General features: G+C 63.2%; 17 protein-coding genes and 1 pseudogene. 11 read left to right on the top strand and 7 right to left on the bottom strand.

Going from position 1 to position 17,698, the window contains the following annotated elements:
• Positions 1–292, top strand: a 292-nt coding sequence (locus tag WBB07_RS06130; protein ID WP_526305760.1) for a hypothetical protein, incomplete at its 5' end; no start/stop codon positions are given.
• A gap of 8 nt (positions 293–300) precedes the next feature.
• Here the strand turns inward: WBB07_RS06130 and WBB07_RS06125 are convergent.
• The 5 genes from WBB07_RS06125 to WBB07_RS06105 all read right to left on the bottom strand — a co-directional run bounded on the left by WBB07_RS06125 (position 301) and on the right by WBB07_RS06105 (position 6,232).
• Positions 301–1,434: a mandelate racemase/muconate lactonizing enzyme family protein gene (locus WBB07_RS06125; RefSeq protein WP_526305758.1), complete on the bottom strand. Its 1,134-nt coding sequence runs from the start codon at positions 1,432–1,434 to the stop codon at positions 301–303.
• A 74-nt stretch (positions 1,435–1,508) separates the two neighbouring features.
• On the bottom strand, positions 1,509–2,525 hold the full coding sequence (locus tag WBB07_RS06120) for a zinc-dependent alcohol dehydrogenase (RefSeq protein ID WP_526305756.1): 1,017 nt from the start codon (positions 2,523–2,525) through the stop codon (positions 1,509–1,511).
• Positions 2,526–2,585: 60 nt separating this feature from the next.
• Positions 2,586–3,482 (bottom strand): ABC transporter permease, encoded by an 897-nt coding sequence (locus WBB07_RS06115; protein WP_526305754.1) that lies wholly within the window; start codon positions 3,480–3,482, stop codon positions 2,586–2,588.
• Between the two features lie 122 nt (positions 3,483–3,604).
• Complete coding sequence (locus WBB07_RS06110) at positions 3,605–5,098, bottom strand: sugar ABC transporter ATP-binding protein (protein ID WP_526305752.1); 1,494 nt, start codon at positions 5,096–5,098, stop codon at positions 3,605–3,607.
• Positions 5,099–6,232 carry a substrate-binding domain-containing protein gene (locus tag WBB07_RS06105; RefSeq protein WP_526305750.1) on the bottom strand — a complete coding sequence of 378 codons (1,134 nt, stop codon included), beginning with the start codon at positions 6,230–6,232 and terminating at the stop codon, positions 5,099–5,101. It abuts the gene before it with no gap.
• Between the two features lie 234 nt (positions 6,233–6,466).
• On the opposite strand from WBB07_RS06105, the gene WBB07_RS06100 reads away from it, so the two are divergent.
• The 8 genes and pseudogenes from WBB07_RS06100 to WBB07_RS06065 all read left to right on the top strand — a co-directional run bounded on the left by WBB07_RS06100 (position 6,467) and on the right by WBB07_RS06065 (position 13,580).
• Positions 6,467–7,267: an SDR family NAD(P)-dependent oxidoreductase gene (locus WBB07_RS06100; RefSeq protein WP_526305748.1), complete on the top strand. Its 801-nt coding sequence runs from the start codon at positions 6,467–6,469 to the stop codon at positions 7,265–7,267.
• A gap of 37 nt (positions 7,268–7,304) precedes the next feature.
• Positions 7,305–8,150, top strand: coding sequence for a carbon-nitrogen hydrolase family protein (locus tag WBB07_RS06095; protein ID WP_526305746.1), 846 nt, complete (start codon positions 7,305–7,307; stop codon positions 8,148–8,150).
• A 38-nt stretch (positions 8,151–8,188) separates the two neighbouring features.
• Positions 8,189–9,166 (top strand): cyclase family protein, encoded by a 978-nt coding sequence (locus tag WBB07_RS06090; protein WP_526305744.1) that lies wholly within the window; start codon positions 8,189–8,191, stop codon positions 9,164–9,166.
• Positions 9,123–10,889, top strand: a complete 1,767-nt coding sequence (locus WBB07_RS06085; protein ID WP_526305742.1) for a dihydroxy-acid dehydratase — start codon at positions 9,123–9,125, stop codon at positions 10,887–10,889. Before WBB07_RS06090 ends, WBB07_RS06085 begins: the two co-directional genes overlap by 44 nt.
• 97 nt (positions 10,890–10,986) lie before the next feature.
• Positions 10,987–11,688 carry a GntR family transcriptional regulator gene (locus WBB07_RS06080; RefSeq protein ID WP_526305740.1) on the top strand — a complete coding sequence of 234 codons (702 nt, stop codon included), beginning with the start codon at positions 10,987–10,989 and terminating at the stop codon, positions 11,686–11,688.
• Between the two features lie 37 nt (positions 11,689–11,725).
• Positions 11,726–11,869 (top strand): annotated as a pseudogene (locus tag WBB07_RS06075) (hypothetical protein); the annotation flags it as partial.
• A 10-nt stretch (positions 11,870–11,879) separates the two neighbouring features.
• Entirely contained in the window at positions 11,880–12,857 is a 978-nt protein-coding gene (locus WBB07_RS06070; protein WP_526305738.1) for a phosphotriesterase family protein, read from the top strand.
• Positions 12,858–12,926: 69 nt separating this feature from the next.
• Entirely contained in the window at positions 12,927–13,580 is a 654-nt protein-coding gene (locus WBB07_RS06065) for a nitroreductase (protein WP_526305736.1), read from the top strand.
• Here WBB07_RS06065 and WBB07_RS06060 read toward each other — a convergent pair.
• Together WBB07_RS06060 and WBB07_RS06055 are read right to left on the bottom strand one after the other, a co-directional pair.
• Complete coding sequence (locus WBB07_RS06060) at positions 13,577–14,527, bottom strand: D-2-hydroxyacid dehydrogenase family protein (RefSeq protein WP_526305734.1); 951 nt, start codon at positions 14,525–14,527, stop codon at positions 13,577–13,579. The two genes, WBB07_RS06065 and WBB07_RS06060, sit on opposite strands and share 4 nt — an antisense overlap.
• Entirely contained in the window at positions 14,524–15,702 is a 1,179-nt protein-coding gene (locus WBB07_RS06055) for an acyltransferase family protein (RefSeq protein ID WP_526305732.1), read from the bottom strand. The genes WBB07_RS06060 and WBB07_RS06055 overlap by 4 nt, the downstream gene beginning before the upstream one ends.
• A gap of 148 nt (positions 15,703–15,850) precedes the next feature.
• Between WBB07_RS06055 and pgfA the strand changes: the two genes are divergently transcribed.
• Positions 15,851–17,074, top strand: a complete 1,224-nt coding sequence (gene pgfA / locus WBB07_RS06050) for a cell envelope lipid trafficking protein PgfA (protein ID WP_526305730.1) — start codon at positions 15,851–15,853, stop codon at positions 17,072–17,074.
• Positions 17,075–17,129: 55 nt separating this feature from the next.
• A partial coding sequence (locus WBB07_RS06045) for an MmpA family trehalose lipid delivery protein (RefSeq protein WP_526305762.1) occupies positions 17,130–17,698 on the top strand: 569 nt, incomplete at its 3' end.

Raw genomic sequence — 17,698 nt, 5'->3', positions numbered from 1 at the left:
GCCCGGGGCGCTGGTCAGCGGCGCCGCGCTCCTGCTGCTGCACCGGTTGCGGTCGCGGCCCCGCTGGCACCGGGCCGTCACTCTGGGCGGGGTCAGCGGCGGGCTGATCCTGGCCGGTGCGGTGTTGTCCCGGAACCCGTGGCGGTCGGTGGACGGCTATGCCGGGTTCTCGTCCGGGGTGCAGTTGCTGGCACTGATATCGGTGGCGCTGCTGGCGGCCTCCGTGGTCAGGTTCACCAACCATTCCGCCCACGAGGACCGAGGAGACACCGGGCATCGATCCGCGGACTGACCTCTGCCTCAGATGCGAAAGCGCTGTATCGCGGCATCGTCGAACTCGAAACCGAGTCCGGGAATGTCCATGAACGTCAGAGCGCCGTCGGAGAACCCTTGCCTTGTCTCGGGCGTCACGAGACGCTCGAAATTGTAGATATCCTTCTCCAAGAGAAAGTGCTCCACCGTGAAGCATCCGGGTGTCGCTGCCGAGAGCACCGCATGCAGGTTGGCATGCCAGTGGGGCGCAATCCCGACGTCGTACGACTCCGCGGTGTGAGCTACCCGCAGCCACTCGGTGACACCACCGAGCACCCCCACATCGGCCTGAACGACATCGACCGCCCGACGCTTGAACATGTCGATGAAATCCCAACGCGTCTGATGGATCTCCCCCGTTGCGATCGCGGTTTCGCTGGATAGTCGCAGCTCTGCGTGGGCAGCGACATTATCCGGCGAGAACGGCTCCTCAAACCACCACAGCCCGTGGCCAGCTGTCGCATCCTCGAACGCCCGGAGCGCGTCACGCGCCTCCGCGACACTGCGATACGCGTTGTTCGCATCGAGAGCCAGCCGGCCCGTGCCGTTCATGACACCCATCGCCGCTGCGACCCGGGCAGCGTCCTCGGCGACGGTCAGACCGCCGACCTTGATCTTGTGATCGGTGAAACCTGCACTGATGTTCGTCTCGATCTCGCGGCTGACGGCATCAGCCCAGTCCCCGTCATCGGGCCGGTAGTAGCCGCCTGAGGCGTACGCGGACACCGGGTCGAGGCTGCCACCCAGAAGGACTGCCAGGGGCGCACCGTACTTGCGTGACTTGAGATCCCACAGTGCGATGTCCACTGCGGACAACGCCCGTATGGCCGCTCCCCTTCGACCGATGAGCAGACACTCCTGGTAGAGCTGCTCCCACGCCTGGGTCACGGCCTCCGCGTCCTGACCAAGAAGCACCGGCGTGAACACTGCGTCCACAATCTCCCGCAGAACAGTTCCCCCGTTGGTTCCGGAATACGTATACCCTTGGCCCACAACACCATCGGTGTCGGTAACACGGACGATTAGGTAATCCCGGTGTCCGAGAACTCGGGTCGAGATACGTGTCGGCTTCTCGATCGGCACTTGCGTGACGATCGCCTCAACAGTCTTGATTGCTGCCATTGTTTGTTGTCCTCTGAGATCTAGGGAAGCCTGTTCCGGCAGTGACCGGGCTGCCCCACGGTCACTGCCGATGACTAGTTGTTGAACGTGAGCACGACCTTGCAGATGTCGCGGCGTGCGCCGGTCTCCGAGAGACCGCGGTGTGCGTCTTGCCAGTCGACTCGAAGGCCGATGATGGGCGCAAAATCGAGATCGGTGCGCTCGAGCAAGTGGACCGCATTCGCCATCTGCCACCGGGTCGCGAATGCGCCTTGAACGGTGATCTCGTGGCGGACCACGTACTGGGTGTTGACGCGCAATTCTTCCTGTCCGCACACTCCTGCGAGTACCACGGTTCCACCGGGCCTGGCCAGCAGGAAGGCGCTCGCAATCGAAGACTCCGAGCCTGCGATCTCCAGCACCACATCTACGCCGCGCCCCCCGGTGAGCGACTGACACCGTTCCAGCACATCCTCGGTGGACGGATCGAGCACCGCGTCAGCGCCGAGACGGTGCGCAAGCGCCCGCCGCTCCGGGATGGGATCGCTGAGGATCACCGTGCCGGCCCCGAACGCCCGAGCCGCGACGACCGCCAACTGTCCGGACGGGCCACCACCGACGATCACAATCGATTGCCCGATACTGAGCTTCCCCAGCGTGAGGAAATGCAGAGAACACGCGAGAGGTTCTGCAAGCACGGCAATCTCGGCCGGTACGGTTGGCGAGATCTTGGTAACCCGGCTGGCCGGGGCCGCGAAGCGCTCTGCCCACACGCCGTGAGCGGTGAACCCCAGATGCGTCCAACTACTGCAGAGGTTCACTTGGCCGGTCAGGCAGTTGGTACACAATCCACAGTTGAGCACCGGCTCCACAACGACGCGGTCCCCCACCGCGATGCCAACCACATCGGCCGCGATCTCGTCGACCACACCGACCGCCTCATGGCCCATTGTCACCGGAAGATGAACTGCCGGGTCGACATAAACACCGTCGTTGAGTACATGCAGGTCCGTTCCGCACACCCCGGCCGCTTCAGTTCGGATGATGACGTGTCCCGGCGCGAGAGTCGGCTCGGCCGTTTCACGCATCTCCGAATGGCCGATGGCGGTCATTTGATAAGACTTCAACGATATCCTCTGGGTAGACGGCGGGCTGAATCGAGAAACCCTGCCTTACTTGATAATTCCGATTTTCTTTCGATCGATGGTGAGCAGGACCGCGACCACGAGCACCACACCGGTGATGATCTGCTGCCAGAATGGGCTGACTCCGACGATGTTGAGGCCATTGCTCAGTACACCGATCGTGAGTCCACCGATGACGGTGCCCACGATACGTCCCACTCCGCCGGTCAGCGGTGTGCCACCGATCACCACTGCCGCGATCGCCTGCAACTCAAGACCAGAACCCTGCATGGGGTCGCCCACCCGGCTACGGGCAGCCATCATGATCCCCCCGATGATGGCAAGGAACCCACAGATCACAAACGCGACGATCTTGGTTCGGGCGACATTGATACCGGCCAGCCGCGCCACCTTCTCGGCCCCGCCGATCGCACGGAGCTCACGGCCGAAGGCGAGCTTCTCCAGCACGATGTACGCGATGACCGCGACCACGGCGGCAACGATCACAACATTCGAGACCCCGATATGACGCCCGGCGACCAGAGAGAGAAATGTGTCATCGTTGATCATGGTTGGACTGCCACCGGTGATACCGAGGATCACACCCCGCAGCGCCGTCAGCATCCCGAGAGTGACAATGAACGAGGGGATCTTTCCCAGCGCAAAAATCACGCCGTTGAGCAAGCCGATCATGAGACCGGCAAGCAGCGCGAGAGGCACTGCGACGGCGGCGCCGAACTCTGCCATGAGGATCGCCGTACTCACGGCCCCGAAGCCGGCAATCGAGCCGACGGACAGATCGATGGATCCGGCGATGATCACAAAAGTCACGCCGATCCCGATCACTATCAGGACCGCCGACTGTTCCAGCACCACACGGGCGTTGGACCAGGTCGCGAACTGCGATGACAGCGAGGCGAATACGATTATCAGGCCCGTCAGCATGAGAATCGAGAATTGATTTCGCAGCGTGGCTGCGGAGAGACCGAAACGCGCTCTCGAAGTGGGTACGGATTGCGCATCGACCGTGGATTGCGCATCAAGATTGTTTGACATTGTTCTCCTGCTCACAGCATGTGAGAAATGACATCACGTTCGACGATGCCGTCGAGCGCGTCGAAGTGGTGGCTGATTTTGCCGTTACGAAAGACCATGAGCCGGTGTGACAGACCCAGCAGTTCCCCGAGATCTTCACTGAGCAGCAGCACGCTCATTCCCTGCTCCGCAGCCTGCGCGATCGCTGCGTAGAGATGCTCGCGAGCTCCGACGTCCACCCCTCTGGTCGGATTGTCGAGTAACAACACGTGCGGCTTGATCGCCAGAAGCTTGGCGAGCACGACTTTCTGCCGGTTACCCCCGGAGAGTGAGTCGACATGTATCTCACTGCTCTCGGCCTTGATTCGCAGTTCGTGCACAAGGCCCGTCACCATCTCTCGTTCCTCGCGACGGCGCACCGGGGCGAATGACGGCCGCTGAGCGGCTAGAGCGATGTTCTCCCGCACAGAGAAGTTCCCGACCAGGCCCTCCAGGTCCCGGTCCCCAGGCAGATAGGCAACCTTGCGAGCCATCGCCTCTTTCGGGCTTCGCGGCTTGTAGGGTGCCGACTCGAGTTCGATCACTCCTGATGTCATCGGCAGATCTCCGGCGAGCACCCGTAGCAGGGCAGCCCCGCCCGAGCCGGCGAGTCCGGCGATCCCGAGTACCTCTCCCCGCCCGACCTCGAAACTCGCGTCCAAAACCCGATTATCGAGCGTCACTCGCTCTGCGGCGAGCACAGTCTTGCGCGCTGTCGGTGTTGCCTTGGTCGGGAACATCTTGTCGGCAACAGCTCGGCCGACCATCAAGCTCTCGATCTCCGCTCGATTCGTCTGGGACGTCTCCAGCGTCGCTACGTTGCTGCCGTTACGCATGATTGTCACACGATCGGTCAGTGAGAAGATCTCGTCGAAATGGTGTGACACGTAACCAATCGCCAGACCCTGCCCCACCAAGCTCCGCAACGCGTTGATGATGAGCTCTTTACCTCTCGCATCGAGCACCGCGGTGGCCTCGTCCACAAAGAGGATCGTCGGCTCCTCCGCAATCGCACGAGCAAGCTCAATGATCTTGAGCTGACCGAGATTCAGCGATCCGACGTCATCGCGAACAGAGAAGTCGGCGCCGAGCCGCTCCAGATGTTCTTGCGCCTTCCGGTTGAGGGTGCGGGTGTCGAGCAGTCCGGCCCGGCGATACTTCCAGAGCTTGGAGATGTAGACATTCTCGGCAACCGTCAACATCGGATTCACGGTTATCTCTTGGAAGATCAAGCTGACGCCGATCTCAGCAGTCTGAGTCAGCGACTTCGGTTGATAGTCCGCACCATTCAACGTGAACGTACCCGAGTCGGCGTGGTGCACTCCGACAGCCACCTTGGTGATCGTGGACTTCCCGGCACCATTTTCTCCGATGAGCCCATGGATCTCCCCGGCTCGAATCGACACCGATGCGTCGGAGAGCGCCTTGGTGGGCCCAAATGCCTTGCTGACGTTGCGCGCCGACCACACTGCGGTGTTGGCGCTCATCTAAGGGGCCAACCCCAGGTCGATGTCCTTGCTGTAGGTCAGCTCGATGACCGCGGGCGGGCCATCGGGCGTGAAGTGCCGCGAGTGTTCCTTCGCGTCATAGTCGGGCAGCCCACCCGGGTAGTCGGCGCGGAACTGCTCGATGGTCGCATTCGTGACCGGCAGCAGGCTCATGATCTGGTTGCGCTCGTCATCACCGAACCGGATCCCCTGGATCCAGTCGTAGAGCATGACGAGTCCGAATCCGCCCTCGAGCCAGTGGCCGCCGTTGTCGTAGACAACCTCGCCCCGTTCCACTGCATCGAGCACATCCGGGTTGAGGTCCATGGTGGCAATCTTGATGTCTTCGCCCGGAACCATCTCCGCCGTCTTCAATGAACTGAGCACACCGGTGGTCGGGCCGCCCGCAACCGACCAGACTCCCTGAATGTCGTTGCCGTGCCGTTGCAATAGATCGTCCATCGCATTCTGCGAATCGACCGGCGAGAAGTTTCCGACGGCGGATCCGATCAGCTCGAGATCAGGATGCTCGCTGAGATAGCGCTTGAGTCCGTCGTACCGGTTTTCCGCAACCGATGTCCCGGGCGGTCCCTGGACTGCCACGATCTTCTTCTTGCCGTCGGGTCCGGGCTTGATGCTCTGGGCGAGCGCGTCAGCCATCTGGTAGCCGGATTCAGCGTCATCCGGGCCGACAAAGCCGACGTACTGCTCATAACTTCCGCCCGGCACCTCATCTTCGGGCAGCGCGTCGACCATCACGATGGGGATACCCTCTGCCTCTGCCGATGCCAGGGCTCGCGGTCCCGTCCCGAAGAAGGGCACCGCGATGATCCCGTCCACCCCACGGGCGATCAGGTCATCGACCCCGCGCGCCAGGCGATCTCCCGAGTCGTTGGCGTCGATGTTGATCAGCTCGATGTCCAGTTGTTCGGCTGTGGTCTCCAGGAATGCCAGATAGGACTGCCAGAACTCGTTGTTGAGTGCCGGCATCACCGACCCGATGACAATTTTGTCCGATTCTTGGCTGCTGCCACACGCCGCGGCGGGTACGACCAGAACCATGGCTGCCGCGATGCCCATCAGCCGGCGACGCCACGAACGACGCCTGGACCTCTTCATCGTTGCTGTGCTCATCTGCGGGAATCCTCTCTCAAGGGGGTTACGTGATGGTTTGACTGCCTCTGCGGCGCCATCGCAAATTCGACGACCCCGAGCATCCTCGGGAGGTCAATATACATGTTGCATGTAATATGCAATCGAAGACGATCACCGTTCGGCAGCCTTTTTTCGCATTGCTACGTCAGGCACGCGAGGAGCGCCGCCCCGATGGGGATCGGGCCATCCCTACGTCCCCACCTCAGGAGCGGCATGACAAGCAACCTCGATTCACCCACGCCCGATCACGGATCGATGCGCGGCAAGTCTGTCGTGATCAGCGGTGGGGCCAGTGGAATCGGTGCGGCATGCGCCGATGTCCTCGCTGCTCGCGGCGCACAGGTCCTCATCGGCTACTACCCTGCCGACCCGTACGACCCGAGTGCCGTGGTCGACCGAATCCGAGCGGCCGGCGGCCGGGCCGAACACTGCGAACTCGACGTATCGAACGACATCTCAATCCAGTCGTTTGTCGCAACTGCGACAAGACACTTCGGCCGACTCGACTACGTCGTTGCCGCTGCGGGAATCTTGCGAAAGGCTGCGCTTTCCGAGATCGACGACCAAGAGTGGGAACGGGTCCTCTCCGTTGATCTCGGTGGCGTGCACCGCCTCTTCAGGCAGGCTGCCGCGGTCATGGAAGTCGGCGGATCTCTTGTCTCGATCTCATCGATCTCTGGCGCGATCTACGGCTGGGCACAACACGCGCATTACTGCGCCGCCAAAGCCGGCCTATTGGGCCTGACGCGAGCGACCGCGATGGAACTTGCACCGCGAGGCATCAGGGCCAACACCCTGATTCCCGGGGTGATCACCACTCCGCAGTCGCTCGATCCGCACAACTCCCTCGGGCCGGACGGCTTGGCGGAGGCAGCCAAGAGCATTCCCCTACAACGAGTCGGCATCCCCGAAGAGATCGCTCGAGTGGCCGCCTTCCTCCTCAGCGACGACGCCTCCTACATCACCGCACAGGAGATCGTCGTCGACGGAGGATTGACACGAGTACAGTCCTGAGCCCCTTGGTATTTCAGAGAGAAAGAAGCAGGTTGTGATGCACACCGCGCCTCCGTCGACCGCCCGTGTCGCAGTAGCCCAGATCGACGCCCGCAGCCACGATCTCGACTACAACGCCGCCAGGGTCACCGCAACTCTCCGCGATGCCCGCGATGCCGGCATCGATCTGGTGGTGCTGCCCGAATGCGCACTGACCGGATACCTCTACGACAGCCTCGAGGAGACCCGCGCAAATGCACTGAGCCTCACCGACGAGAGGCTCGAAGCCATTGCCGATCTTCATCGAAACACTCAGCTCCACAGCGTTATCGGCTTCCTCGAGCGAGATGGCGACGTCGTGTACAACACCGCAGCCCTATTCTCGCCGGAGGGGCTTGTCGGCACCTACCGCAAACAACACCTGCCGTTCCTGGCCGCCGACAGGTTTGTCACGCCGGGCCAGCGTGAGTGCACCCCCGTCTTCTCCACCGCCATCGGAAACGTCGGGATCATGATCTGTTTCGATCTGAGATTCCCCGAATGTGCACGAGAACTTGCCCTCCAGGGTTCCGATATCATTGCGATGCCGACGAATTGGCCGGTTGCGTCCGCGATCCTGGCAGACCTCGTCGTGCGCGTTCGAGCCCTCGAGAACCTCGTATTTCTTGCAGTCAGCGATCGCAACGACGAAGAGGCCGGCGTGTCCTTCATCGGACGGAGTCAGATAATCTCACCTCGCGGCGCGGTCCTGGTGGACGCCCGGAACGAATCCGGCCTGTTCTCAACCGAAGTCTCGCTCAGCGACGCTCGCGTAAAAGACATCATCGTGGAACCGGGCACCTTCGAACTCCCGATTTTTGCAGGTCGCAGACCGGAGCTGTACGTGACCATCACCAGCCAGTAAGCGCCAGCGCCCAACGCACCAGAGAAAGATACCGAGCAATGTGCCTTCCTTCGATCATCTCCGCGGCCGATAAGGACAAGATTGCGGCCTACGCAGCAAAATTCCGGGAAGTGAGCCGAAGTCCGTTCGGGGCAGACGACGAAATCGGGATGTTGAACCTCATCGATCCCAAACGTTCCCAAGAACTTCTGGCACGCGCTGATGTGTCACGGGCCTTCGATCTCTCTGTCGATCTGTTCATGGGCATGCCATCCTGGGTCAAAGCGGGCGACCCGCCGTTCCAACAATGGATGACCCACACGCCCAGTGGGACTGTGCTCGACGATTACCCAGGTGTTGGACCGGAACAGAACCAGCTCGTCTCCTACTCCGGCGACGCGATCTCGATGTACACCCACACCGGAACCCATATCGACACCCTGAATCACTTCGGCTACAACAAGAAGATCTGGAACGGTTTCACCGAGGTTGACCATCTGAGCTCACGGCATTGGATAAAGTGCGGTGCCGACAAGCTTCCGCCGATCATCTCTCGAGCGGTGCTCTTCGACGTTGCCGCTCTCCACGGCGTGGACGTGTTGCCCGATAACTACGGCATCGGCGCCGACGACTTGGAGAATGCGCTGCGGCACCAAGGTACCTCGTTCTACCCCGGCGACATCGCGATAATACGCACCGGACGTATGCGCCGGTGGCCCGATGCGGCGGCGTACATCGACAACAGCCCGGGATTGAACCTCGACGGTGCAACGTATCTGGCGCAGCTTGGCGCCTCGATGATCGGCGCGGACAACTCGGCGTTGGAGCAGATGCCCGCCGACGATCCGGAGAACTGGCAGGTGGTTCACACCTACCTACTCGCTGAAGCAGGCGTTCCGATTATGGAACTCGTTGATTGCGAAGCGATCTCGGCCGAGCGTGAGTTCGAGTTCGTGTTCATCGGTGCATCACTAAAGATCCGGGGCGCCACCGGTGCACCGATTCGCCCACTCGCCCTTCCCATCGCCAGTCGATGATTCCAGAAAGCACCAAGGCACAGTGACCATCTCCGAAGAGTTCAGATCCGCAATCGATGGCAACGCCACATCCTACGGCGACGACGGTTTCAGCAGTTTTCTCCGTCGGGCCTTCCTGGCGTCTGCCGGCTACGACGACGACGACCTCGATCGACCGATCATCGGGATCGCGGCGACTACCTCGGATTTCAACACCTGCCATCGGGACATGCCGCAACTCATCGAAGCGGTGAAGCGGGGCATCCTGGAAGCTGGGGGCCTGCCGATGGTGTTCCCGACGATCTCACTGGGCGAGATTCTCACCTCGCCGACCAGCATGATCTACCGCAACCTCATGGCGATGGATACCGAGGAAATGCTCTCCGCACTCCCCATCGATGGGTCAGTGCTCCTCGGCGGGTGCGACAAAACCGTTCCTGCGCAGCTCATGGCAGCCGCATCCAACGACAAACCGGTGTTGCTTGAAGTTGTCGGCCCCATGATGACCGGCGATTGGCGCGGACAGCGGCTCGGCGCCTGCACAGATTGTCGTCGCCTCTGGGCTGACTACCGTGGAGATGCACTCACCAGTTCTCAGATCAAGGAGGCCCGCAGCAATCTGGCGACCACTGCGGGGACGTGCGCAGTCATGGGGACCGCTTCGACCATGGCATGCCTGTCCGAGACCCTGGGTCTGCTGCTTCCAGGTGGCGCGACCCCTCCGGCCGCGCGAGGTGAACGACTCAATCACGGTGTGAAAACAGGTCGTCGAATCGTGGAGATGGTACGAGAGGGGCTGACGCCGGACAAGATTCTCACCCCCGCCGCGTTCGAGAATGCGCTTGCGGTACTCGCAGCGATCGGGGGATCCACCAATGCCATCGTGCATCTGCTCGCAGTGGCACGCCGCGCCGACGTTGCACTGAGTCTCGACGACTTCGAAACAGGCCCTGCCGACGTGCCCCTGCTCGTCGACTGCAAGCCGTCCGGACAGGGATACCTGGTCGACTTCGACGCCTCGGGGGGCGTTCCCGCGCTACTCAAAGAGCTTGCCCCGCACCTCAACCTCAACGCTCTGGGCGGCTCGGGTCAGCGACTCGCCGACTATCTGGCCGATATCGAAGCTCGAGAAGATTGGCAGGCGACCCTTCGGCCGCTGTCTGATCCTCTCGGCCCGGCCGGCAGCCTCGTGATTCTCCGCGGCTCCCTGGTCCCTGACGGCGCCGTGCTCAAGGTTTCCGCCGCCAGCCCCCATCTGTTCGAGCACACCGGCCCCGTCATCGTCATCGACTGGCCCCAGAGCCCGTTGGAGATTCTTGACGATCCCGAGCTCGAAGTGACGGCAGACCATGTCCTGATTCTCCGTGGGGCCGGCCCTGTCGGCGCGGGAATGCCGGAAGCCGGCGCGCTACCCATTCCGAAGAAGCTCGCCGCACAAGGTGTAAGAGATATGGTGCGCATCTCCGACGCCCGGATGAGCGGTACTTCGTACGGCACCGTCATCCTGCACGGAGAGCCCGAGGGAGCTATCCCTGGTCCACTCTCGATAGTCCGGACCGGCGATACAGTTAGACTTTCCGTCGAGAACCGATCTGTCGACTTACTGATTTCGGAAGAGGAGCTTCATCACCGACTTGCCTCTTTCGAACGACCGGAATCGTCGAACACTCGCAGAGGCTGGAAGCGTCTGTTCAACGAAACAGTGTTACCGGGCAGCGAAGGGGCGGACTTATCGTTCCTGTAGGGCTTTCGATCTGTCGTGACAGCCCAAGAGTATCGCGGGACACTTGTGCAACCAGAACAGAGTTTTCATGAGACGAATCCAACCTGAGCATCAAACATTGGTCGATCGTGTCTCCCGAGAAATACGCGACGCGATAATCCGAAAGGAACTCGTACCCGACAAGCTGTATTCGGTGTTGGCAATATCCGAGCAGCTCGGCGTCTCACGCACTCCCGTGCGTGAGGCATTGTTACAGCTCGCCGCAAACGGGGTTGTCAGATTCGAGCCGAATCGGGGCGTCCGCGTTCTGCAAGTGACGATCAAAGACCTCGAAGAAATCTACAAACTACGTTTACTACTCGAAGTTCCATGTGCATTTCAGACCGCGAGCGTGATCTCCAAGGCGGAACTATCCAAGCTGACAAAAGCGTTCTCGGCGATGCAATCGTGCGTCGCCAAAAACGATGAGGAAGCGTTCGAGAAACATGATCTCGTCTTCCACGACATCATCCTCCGGGTCGGAGGAAACGATCGGATAGTGGAGGCGGTACGGGTGACCAGGGCTCAAATGCATGCCAAGGGTCTGTCCACCACGCCGACCCGCACCCTCGACGCCATCTATCACCCACACTCGAAGATCTATGACGCCATCGTCGATCGTGATCCCGTCGCGGCGGCGTTGGCTACGCAAGAGCACCTGCTCTCGACACTGAAGATCCTGGTCGATCAATCTCAAGAAGAAAAAACAGCCTCCAGTTACGAACCTTCACTGAGCGGCTGGCTACGGGTCGTGGGTGCGGGATTGGATAGCGAGCCGTGAACCGACGATCGGTATCGACACGTTGTATCTGAACTGCCGGAACCCGTGGCGGTCGGTGGACGGCTATGCCGGGTTCTCGTCCGGGGTGCAGTTGCCGGCACTGATATCGGTGGCGCTGCCGGCGGCCTCCGTGGCCGGGTTCACCAACCATTCCGCCCACGAGGACCGAGGCGGCGCTTAGCATCGGCCAGGTGCCGCACGTGAACACCGCCCGAGGAGTCGTCGACACCGGCGACCTCGGCGTGACTCTGATGCATGAGCACGTGTTCATGATGACCACCGAGATCACCCAGAACTATCCGGACGGCTTCGGCGACGAGGCCCGCCGCGAAGCCGACGCCGTCAGCCGGCTCAACGCACTGAAGGCCCGCGGTGTCGACACCATCGTCGATCTCACGGTGATCGGGCTGGGCCGCTACATCCCGCGGATCAAGCGGATCGCCGCGGCCACCGACCTCAACATCGTGGTGGCCACCGGCCTCTACACCTACAACGACGTCCCGATGTACTTCCACTATCTGGGCCCCGGCACCGAACTCGGCGGCCCCGAGACCATGACCGACATCTTTGTCCGCGATATCACCGAAGGAATCGCAGATACCGGCATCCGCGCAGCAATCCTCAAGTGCGCCACCGACAAACCCGGCATCACCCCCGGGGTGGAGCGGGTGTTGCGGGCGGTCGCCGCCGCCCACCGCCGCACCGGTGTGCCCATCTCCACACACACCCATGCCGGGACCCGCCGCGGCTTGGAACAGCAGCGGATCTTCGCCGAAGAGGGTGTCGATCTCAGCCGGGTGGTGATCGGTCACTGCGGCGACACCACCGACCTGGATTACCTCGAGGAGATCATCGCCGCGGGTTCCTACATCGGGATGGACCGCTTCGGAGTCGATGCTTTCCTGCCGTTCGAGGACCGGGTCGACACGGTGGCCAAGATGTGCGAGCGCGGGCACGCCGACAAGATGGTGCTTTCCCACGACGCGGCTTGCTACTTCGATGCACTGCCCGAGGACATCTTGCCGTTGGCATTGCCGAACTGGCACTACCTGCACATCCACAACGACGTCATCCCGGCCCTGAAAGCGCGCGGCGTCACCGCCGACCAGATCGACATCATGCTGATCACCAACCCGCGCAAGATCTTTGACCATCAGGGCAGATACTGAGAAGCACGACGTCACGACCCATCAGCCTGCACCCGGAGGGGATCTGCCATCAGAGTCGAGGAAGCCACAGTGGACAAGTTGGAGAACGTGGTACGAGCCAGACGGTCGACCCGGCTGTTCCACGCCGACCGGCCGGTCCCGCGTCCCGACGTCATGGCCGCACTCGATCTGGCCAGAAGAGCGCCCTCGAATTCGAACTCTCAACCCTGGCATGTGGTGCTTGCCTCCGGCGCGGCTCGTCGGCGTCTGGTCGACGCGCTGGTGAACGAGTCCCGGATCCGCGAACCCGACATCACGCCGCTTCCTGCCGAGTTCGACGACAGGAGATACGAATTGGGTGAACAGCTCTACGGCAGCCTCGGGATTGCGCGCGATGACACCGAGGGCCGGCGCAACGCCGTCGACTTCAACTGGCGGTTCTACAACGCTCCGCTGGCGGGCATCGTCTGTATGAACCGAGAACTGCACCATGTCGACAGCCTCGGAGTCGGGATGTTCCTGCAGACATTTCTTCTCGGGCTCACCGCCCGGGGATTGGGCAGCTGTGTCCAGATGCTCATCGCCGGTTTCCCGCACGTCGTTCGCGAGGCGCTGTCGATCCCGGACCGCTACGAGATCTTGTGTGGACTCGCCATCGGCTATCCCGTGGAAGGTTTCCCGGCGAACCATCTCGACGTCGCACGAAAACCCCTCGACGAGAGCGTGGTGTTCGTCGACGACTAGAGCAGCCGGATCGGCGTCCCATCCAGCCAGGCCGTGATGTTCTCCACCGCCTGCGAATACGCCGTGGCGTAGCCCTTGTCGGTGACAAAACCGATGTGAGGAGTGGCAACCACATTCGGCAGCGTGCGCAGCGGGTGATCCGGCGGCAGCGGTTCGACATCGAAGACGTCCAGCGCAGCGGCGCCCAGCGCACCGGAGGCCAGCGCAGCGACCAGTGCGGTCTCGTCCACCAGCGGCCCCCGCGAGGTGTTGACCAACAGACCGCGGTGCCCCAACAGCGCCAACTCCTCGGCTCCCACAATGGCGCGGGTGCGCTCGCTGAGAACCAGATGCAGGCTGACGATGTCCGATTCGGCGAAGAGCCGCTGCTTGGTGACGGGCTCGACACCGAGCGCTTCGGCCCGTGCGGCGTCCAGATTGGTGCTCCACGCCTGTACCTTCATCCCGAAAGCCTGGCCATAGCGGGCCACCTGGATGCCGATGTGGCCGAGCCCGACAATCCCCAGGGTCCGGCCGTACAGTTCAGTGCCGACGGTCGACTGCCATCCCCCGACGCGCATCGCGTCCACTTCGGCGGGAATGTGCCGGACGGCCGCCATCAACAACGCCCAGGTGTGTTCACCGGCAGCGTGTTTCGACATGCCGGTGCCGCTGACCGGCAGCCCCCGCTCGGCGGCCGCCTCCAGATCGATGGCCGCGTTGCGGGTGCCGGTGGTCACGATGAACCGCAGGCTCGGCAGGCCGTCGAGTACCGCCCGGCTCAGGCGGGTGCGTTCCCGCATCACCACCAGCACCTCGGCGTCGGCCAGCTCGGTGATGACCTGCTGCTCATCGCCGAAGACACGGTCATACACCTGGATCTCGAAATGTTCACGCAGCGAATCGAAATCGCCGTACGACAGTGCAACACCCTGATAGTCGTTGAGGATCGCCAGCACCGGCTTCATCGCGCCACCGCCGGTTCCGGATCGTCGGTGACGGAGCTGTCCAGGGCCGGCACCGGCCGGCCACGGAGCTCCCAGCGGCGCAGCGCCTGCCGGCACGGCGACTCGACCAGCCCGTAACTGACGGCGGCCATCGCAAAACCCAGCACACACGTCAGCACCAGCACGGTCGGCATCTGCCCGTTGAAAGCGAACTCACCGATGACCGGGAACACCATGGCCAGTGCCGCCAGGTGCCACACGAACAGCCCGTAGGACCAGCGACCCAGCGTGACCATCACCCGGCTGCCCAGGAAGCGGTGCGCGGTGTCGGGTCGATCCAGCGCCAGCGGGGCCAGCAGCGCGGCCGCCAGCACCGCGCCCATCGCCGTCTTGAGAGCGAACTGGGCCGAGGTGCCCGGAACCAACCCCTCGGGACCCGCCGCCGGTGAGGACGCGACCAGGAAAGCCACCAGGGCGATCACCGCCATCAGCAGTCTCCGCCGGGCCAACCGGTGGATCACCCCCACCGGGCTGACCGTCAGTTCGGCGATCAGCATGCCGGCGGCAAACCAGGACAGGAACGCCGGCGGCCAGTTCAGCGGATTCAGCCCGTCGGGAGTGACATCGGCCGCCGCGACCGCCCACGCCCATCCCCAACTGGCCACCGCCACCCCGGCGATCACCGGGATCCGGGCCCGCACTGGCAGCCGTCGCGCCAACCACGCCAACAACGGCAACGCCAGATAGAAGCTGACTTCGACGGACAGGCTCCACATCTGGGTCAGTCCCGCGGTCAGTGTCAGCGGCACATAGATCTGAGTGAGCGTGAGGTTGGCCCACCAGACCGTGAAACTGGCGCCCATGGCGTCCGGCATCAGCAGCAGGATCACCACGACGGCCACCAGATAGCCGGGCATGATCCGCACGAGGCGCGACCGCAGATAGTGGCCGGTCGGCGGGGTGTGCCGCAGCCCACGCACCGCGGCGGCGTGACCGCGCCACAACAGGAATCCCGACAGGGCGAAGAACAGGGCCACCGCCAGGTCGAACCTGCCCAGCAGCCGGCCGTCGACACCGGTGGTGTGCCCGGTCTGGAATGCGACGTGGGTGACAACAACACCGATGGCAGCGCAGGCTCGCATACCCTCGACTGCGGGCAGAAAGCTCCGTGTGCCGCCTACTCCGTGATCAACCATCCAGTCCAGTGTGCAGGTCTGATCTCGGCGCAGGATCGGGTACCCGCCCGGTGAACCGATCTGCGTTGGACCGCCGACGTGGTGTCTGCTGTTAGGGTCAACTGGGTTTTCTCAAGCCGCGGTGCAATGAAAGGGAGGTACGCACAACGTGAACCGAGCAGTCATGTTGCGTATCGCTGCGTGCGGCATCTTGGGTCTCGGTGCAGCCCTGCTGATCGCCGCCCTGCTGCTGTCCACGTACACCGCAGGCAAGATCGAGCGGATTCCGCTGACCATCGACGCCTCGCTGGTCAGCGACGGCACCGGCACAGCCCTGGATCCCGCGTCCCTGCTCGGCGAACGGTTTGTCGTCGACCGGGATGTACCCGTGGTGTCGCAGCAGCAGGTGTCCGTCGAATCGCCGTCCAACGCCGATGTGGTGACCCTCCAGGTCGGCACCACGGTCCGGCGCGCCGACAAGCAGCAGGACAACGGACTGCTGCTGGCGATGGTCGACACGGTGACGCTGAACCGCGACACTGCGATGGCGGTGTCCGATGACACCCATCCGGGTGGTTCCATCCAGAAGCCACGCACCATCGAGGACACCAAACCGCCCACCAACGTTGCGCTCCCCCACGACGGGCTGTCCTACCGCTTCCCGTTCAACACGGAGAAGAAGACCTACCCGTACTTCGATCCGATCGCCCAGCGCGCATTCGACGCCAACTACGAGGGCGAAGAAGACGTCAACGGGTTGACGACCTACCGCTTCACCCAGAACGTCGGCTACGACGCCGACGGCAACCTGGTGGAACCGCTGCGGTACGCCTCGCTCTACGACAACGACGAGGACGGCGAGGTCACCGCCCGCGCCGAGCTGTGGGGCCTGGAGGGCGATCCGGAAGAGCCGATCACGATGGTCCGCTACTACGCCGCCCAGCGCACCTTCTGGGTGGACCCGGTGTCCGGCACCATCGTCAAGGCCGAGGAACACGCCAACCACTACTACTCCCGCGACGAGCTGCGGCCCGAGGTGACGTTCGCCGATTTCACGGTGACCTCCACCGAGGAGACCGTCGAATCGCAGGTCGCCGCGGCCCGCGATGAACGGGACCGGATCGGTCTGTGGTCGCGGGTACTGCCCATCACCTTCACGGCGGCCGGGCTGATCGCCCTGGTCGGCGGCGCCCTGCTGGGTTCGTTCAGCCTGCGCGCCGAGGCGGCGCTCCTCGATTCCGGTGACGCGGCCGACGGCGGATTCTTCTCCGGGCTCGGCGGCCGCCGTGCCGAGGACACCGGACCGATGCCTGCCGCCGAAGCCGAGACCGAAAAGCTGCCGGCACAACGACCAGACCTGCACCCCGATCCAGGTCCGCCCGACCGTCGTTAGGCGGGTCGTCGTCACTCGGGGGGCCGTCAGCCGGGCTGCTGTTCCGGGGTATGCCCTGGTACTGAGCCTGCTGATCACGGCGCCGCTGCTGGGATCTGGCTATCTGCTGCTTCGCGACGCGGTCTCGACCCCCCGCTCGTTCCTGTCCGATGCCGCTCTCGGGCTGTCCGAAGCCGCGCCGCGGGCGTTGCCGCAGGATTTTGCCCTGGCGCTGGCTTCGTCGCTGATCGACGGCGGCGTCGTGGTGAAGGCCCTGCTGCTCACCGGGTTGTGGGCGGCCGGATGGGGCGCGGCACGCCTGGTGTCATCGGTACTCCCACAGGCCGGGCTGGCCGGACAATTTGTCGCCGCAACCCTGGCGCTGTGGAATCCCTATGTCGCCGAGCGCCTGTTGCAGGGGCACTGGAGCCTGCTGGTGGGCTACGGCGCGCTGCCGTGGGTGGCGCATACCGTGCTCGCACTGCGTGCCGGGGAACCCGGGTGGCCGTGGCTTGTGTGCAGGCTGGCCTTCTGGCTGGCGCTGGCCGGGCTGACACCCACCGGGCTGCTGCTGGCGGCCGTGGTCGCGATGGTCTGCACGGCCGCGCCGGGCGAGCGGCCCCGCTGGCTGGTCGGCGGGATCTC

Source organism: Mycobacterium sp., assembly GCF_049647605.1.
Taxonomy (GTDB): domain Bacteria; phylum Actinomycetota; class Actinomycetes; order Mycobacteriales; family Mycobacteriaceae; genus Mycobacterium.
This window is presented reverse-complemented; position numbering and strand designations above follow the sequence as displayed.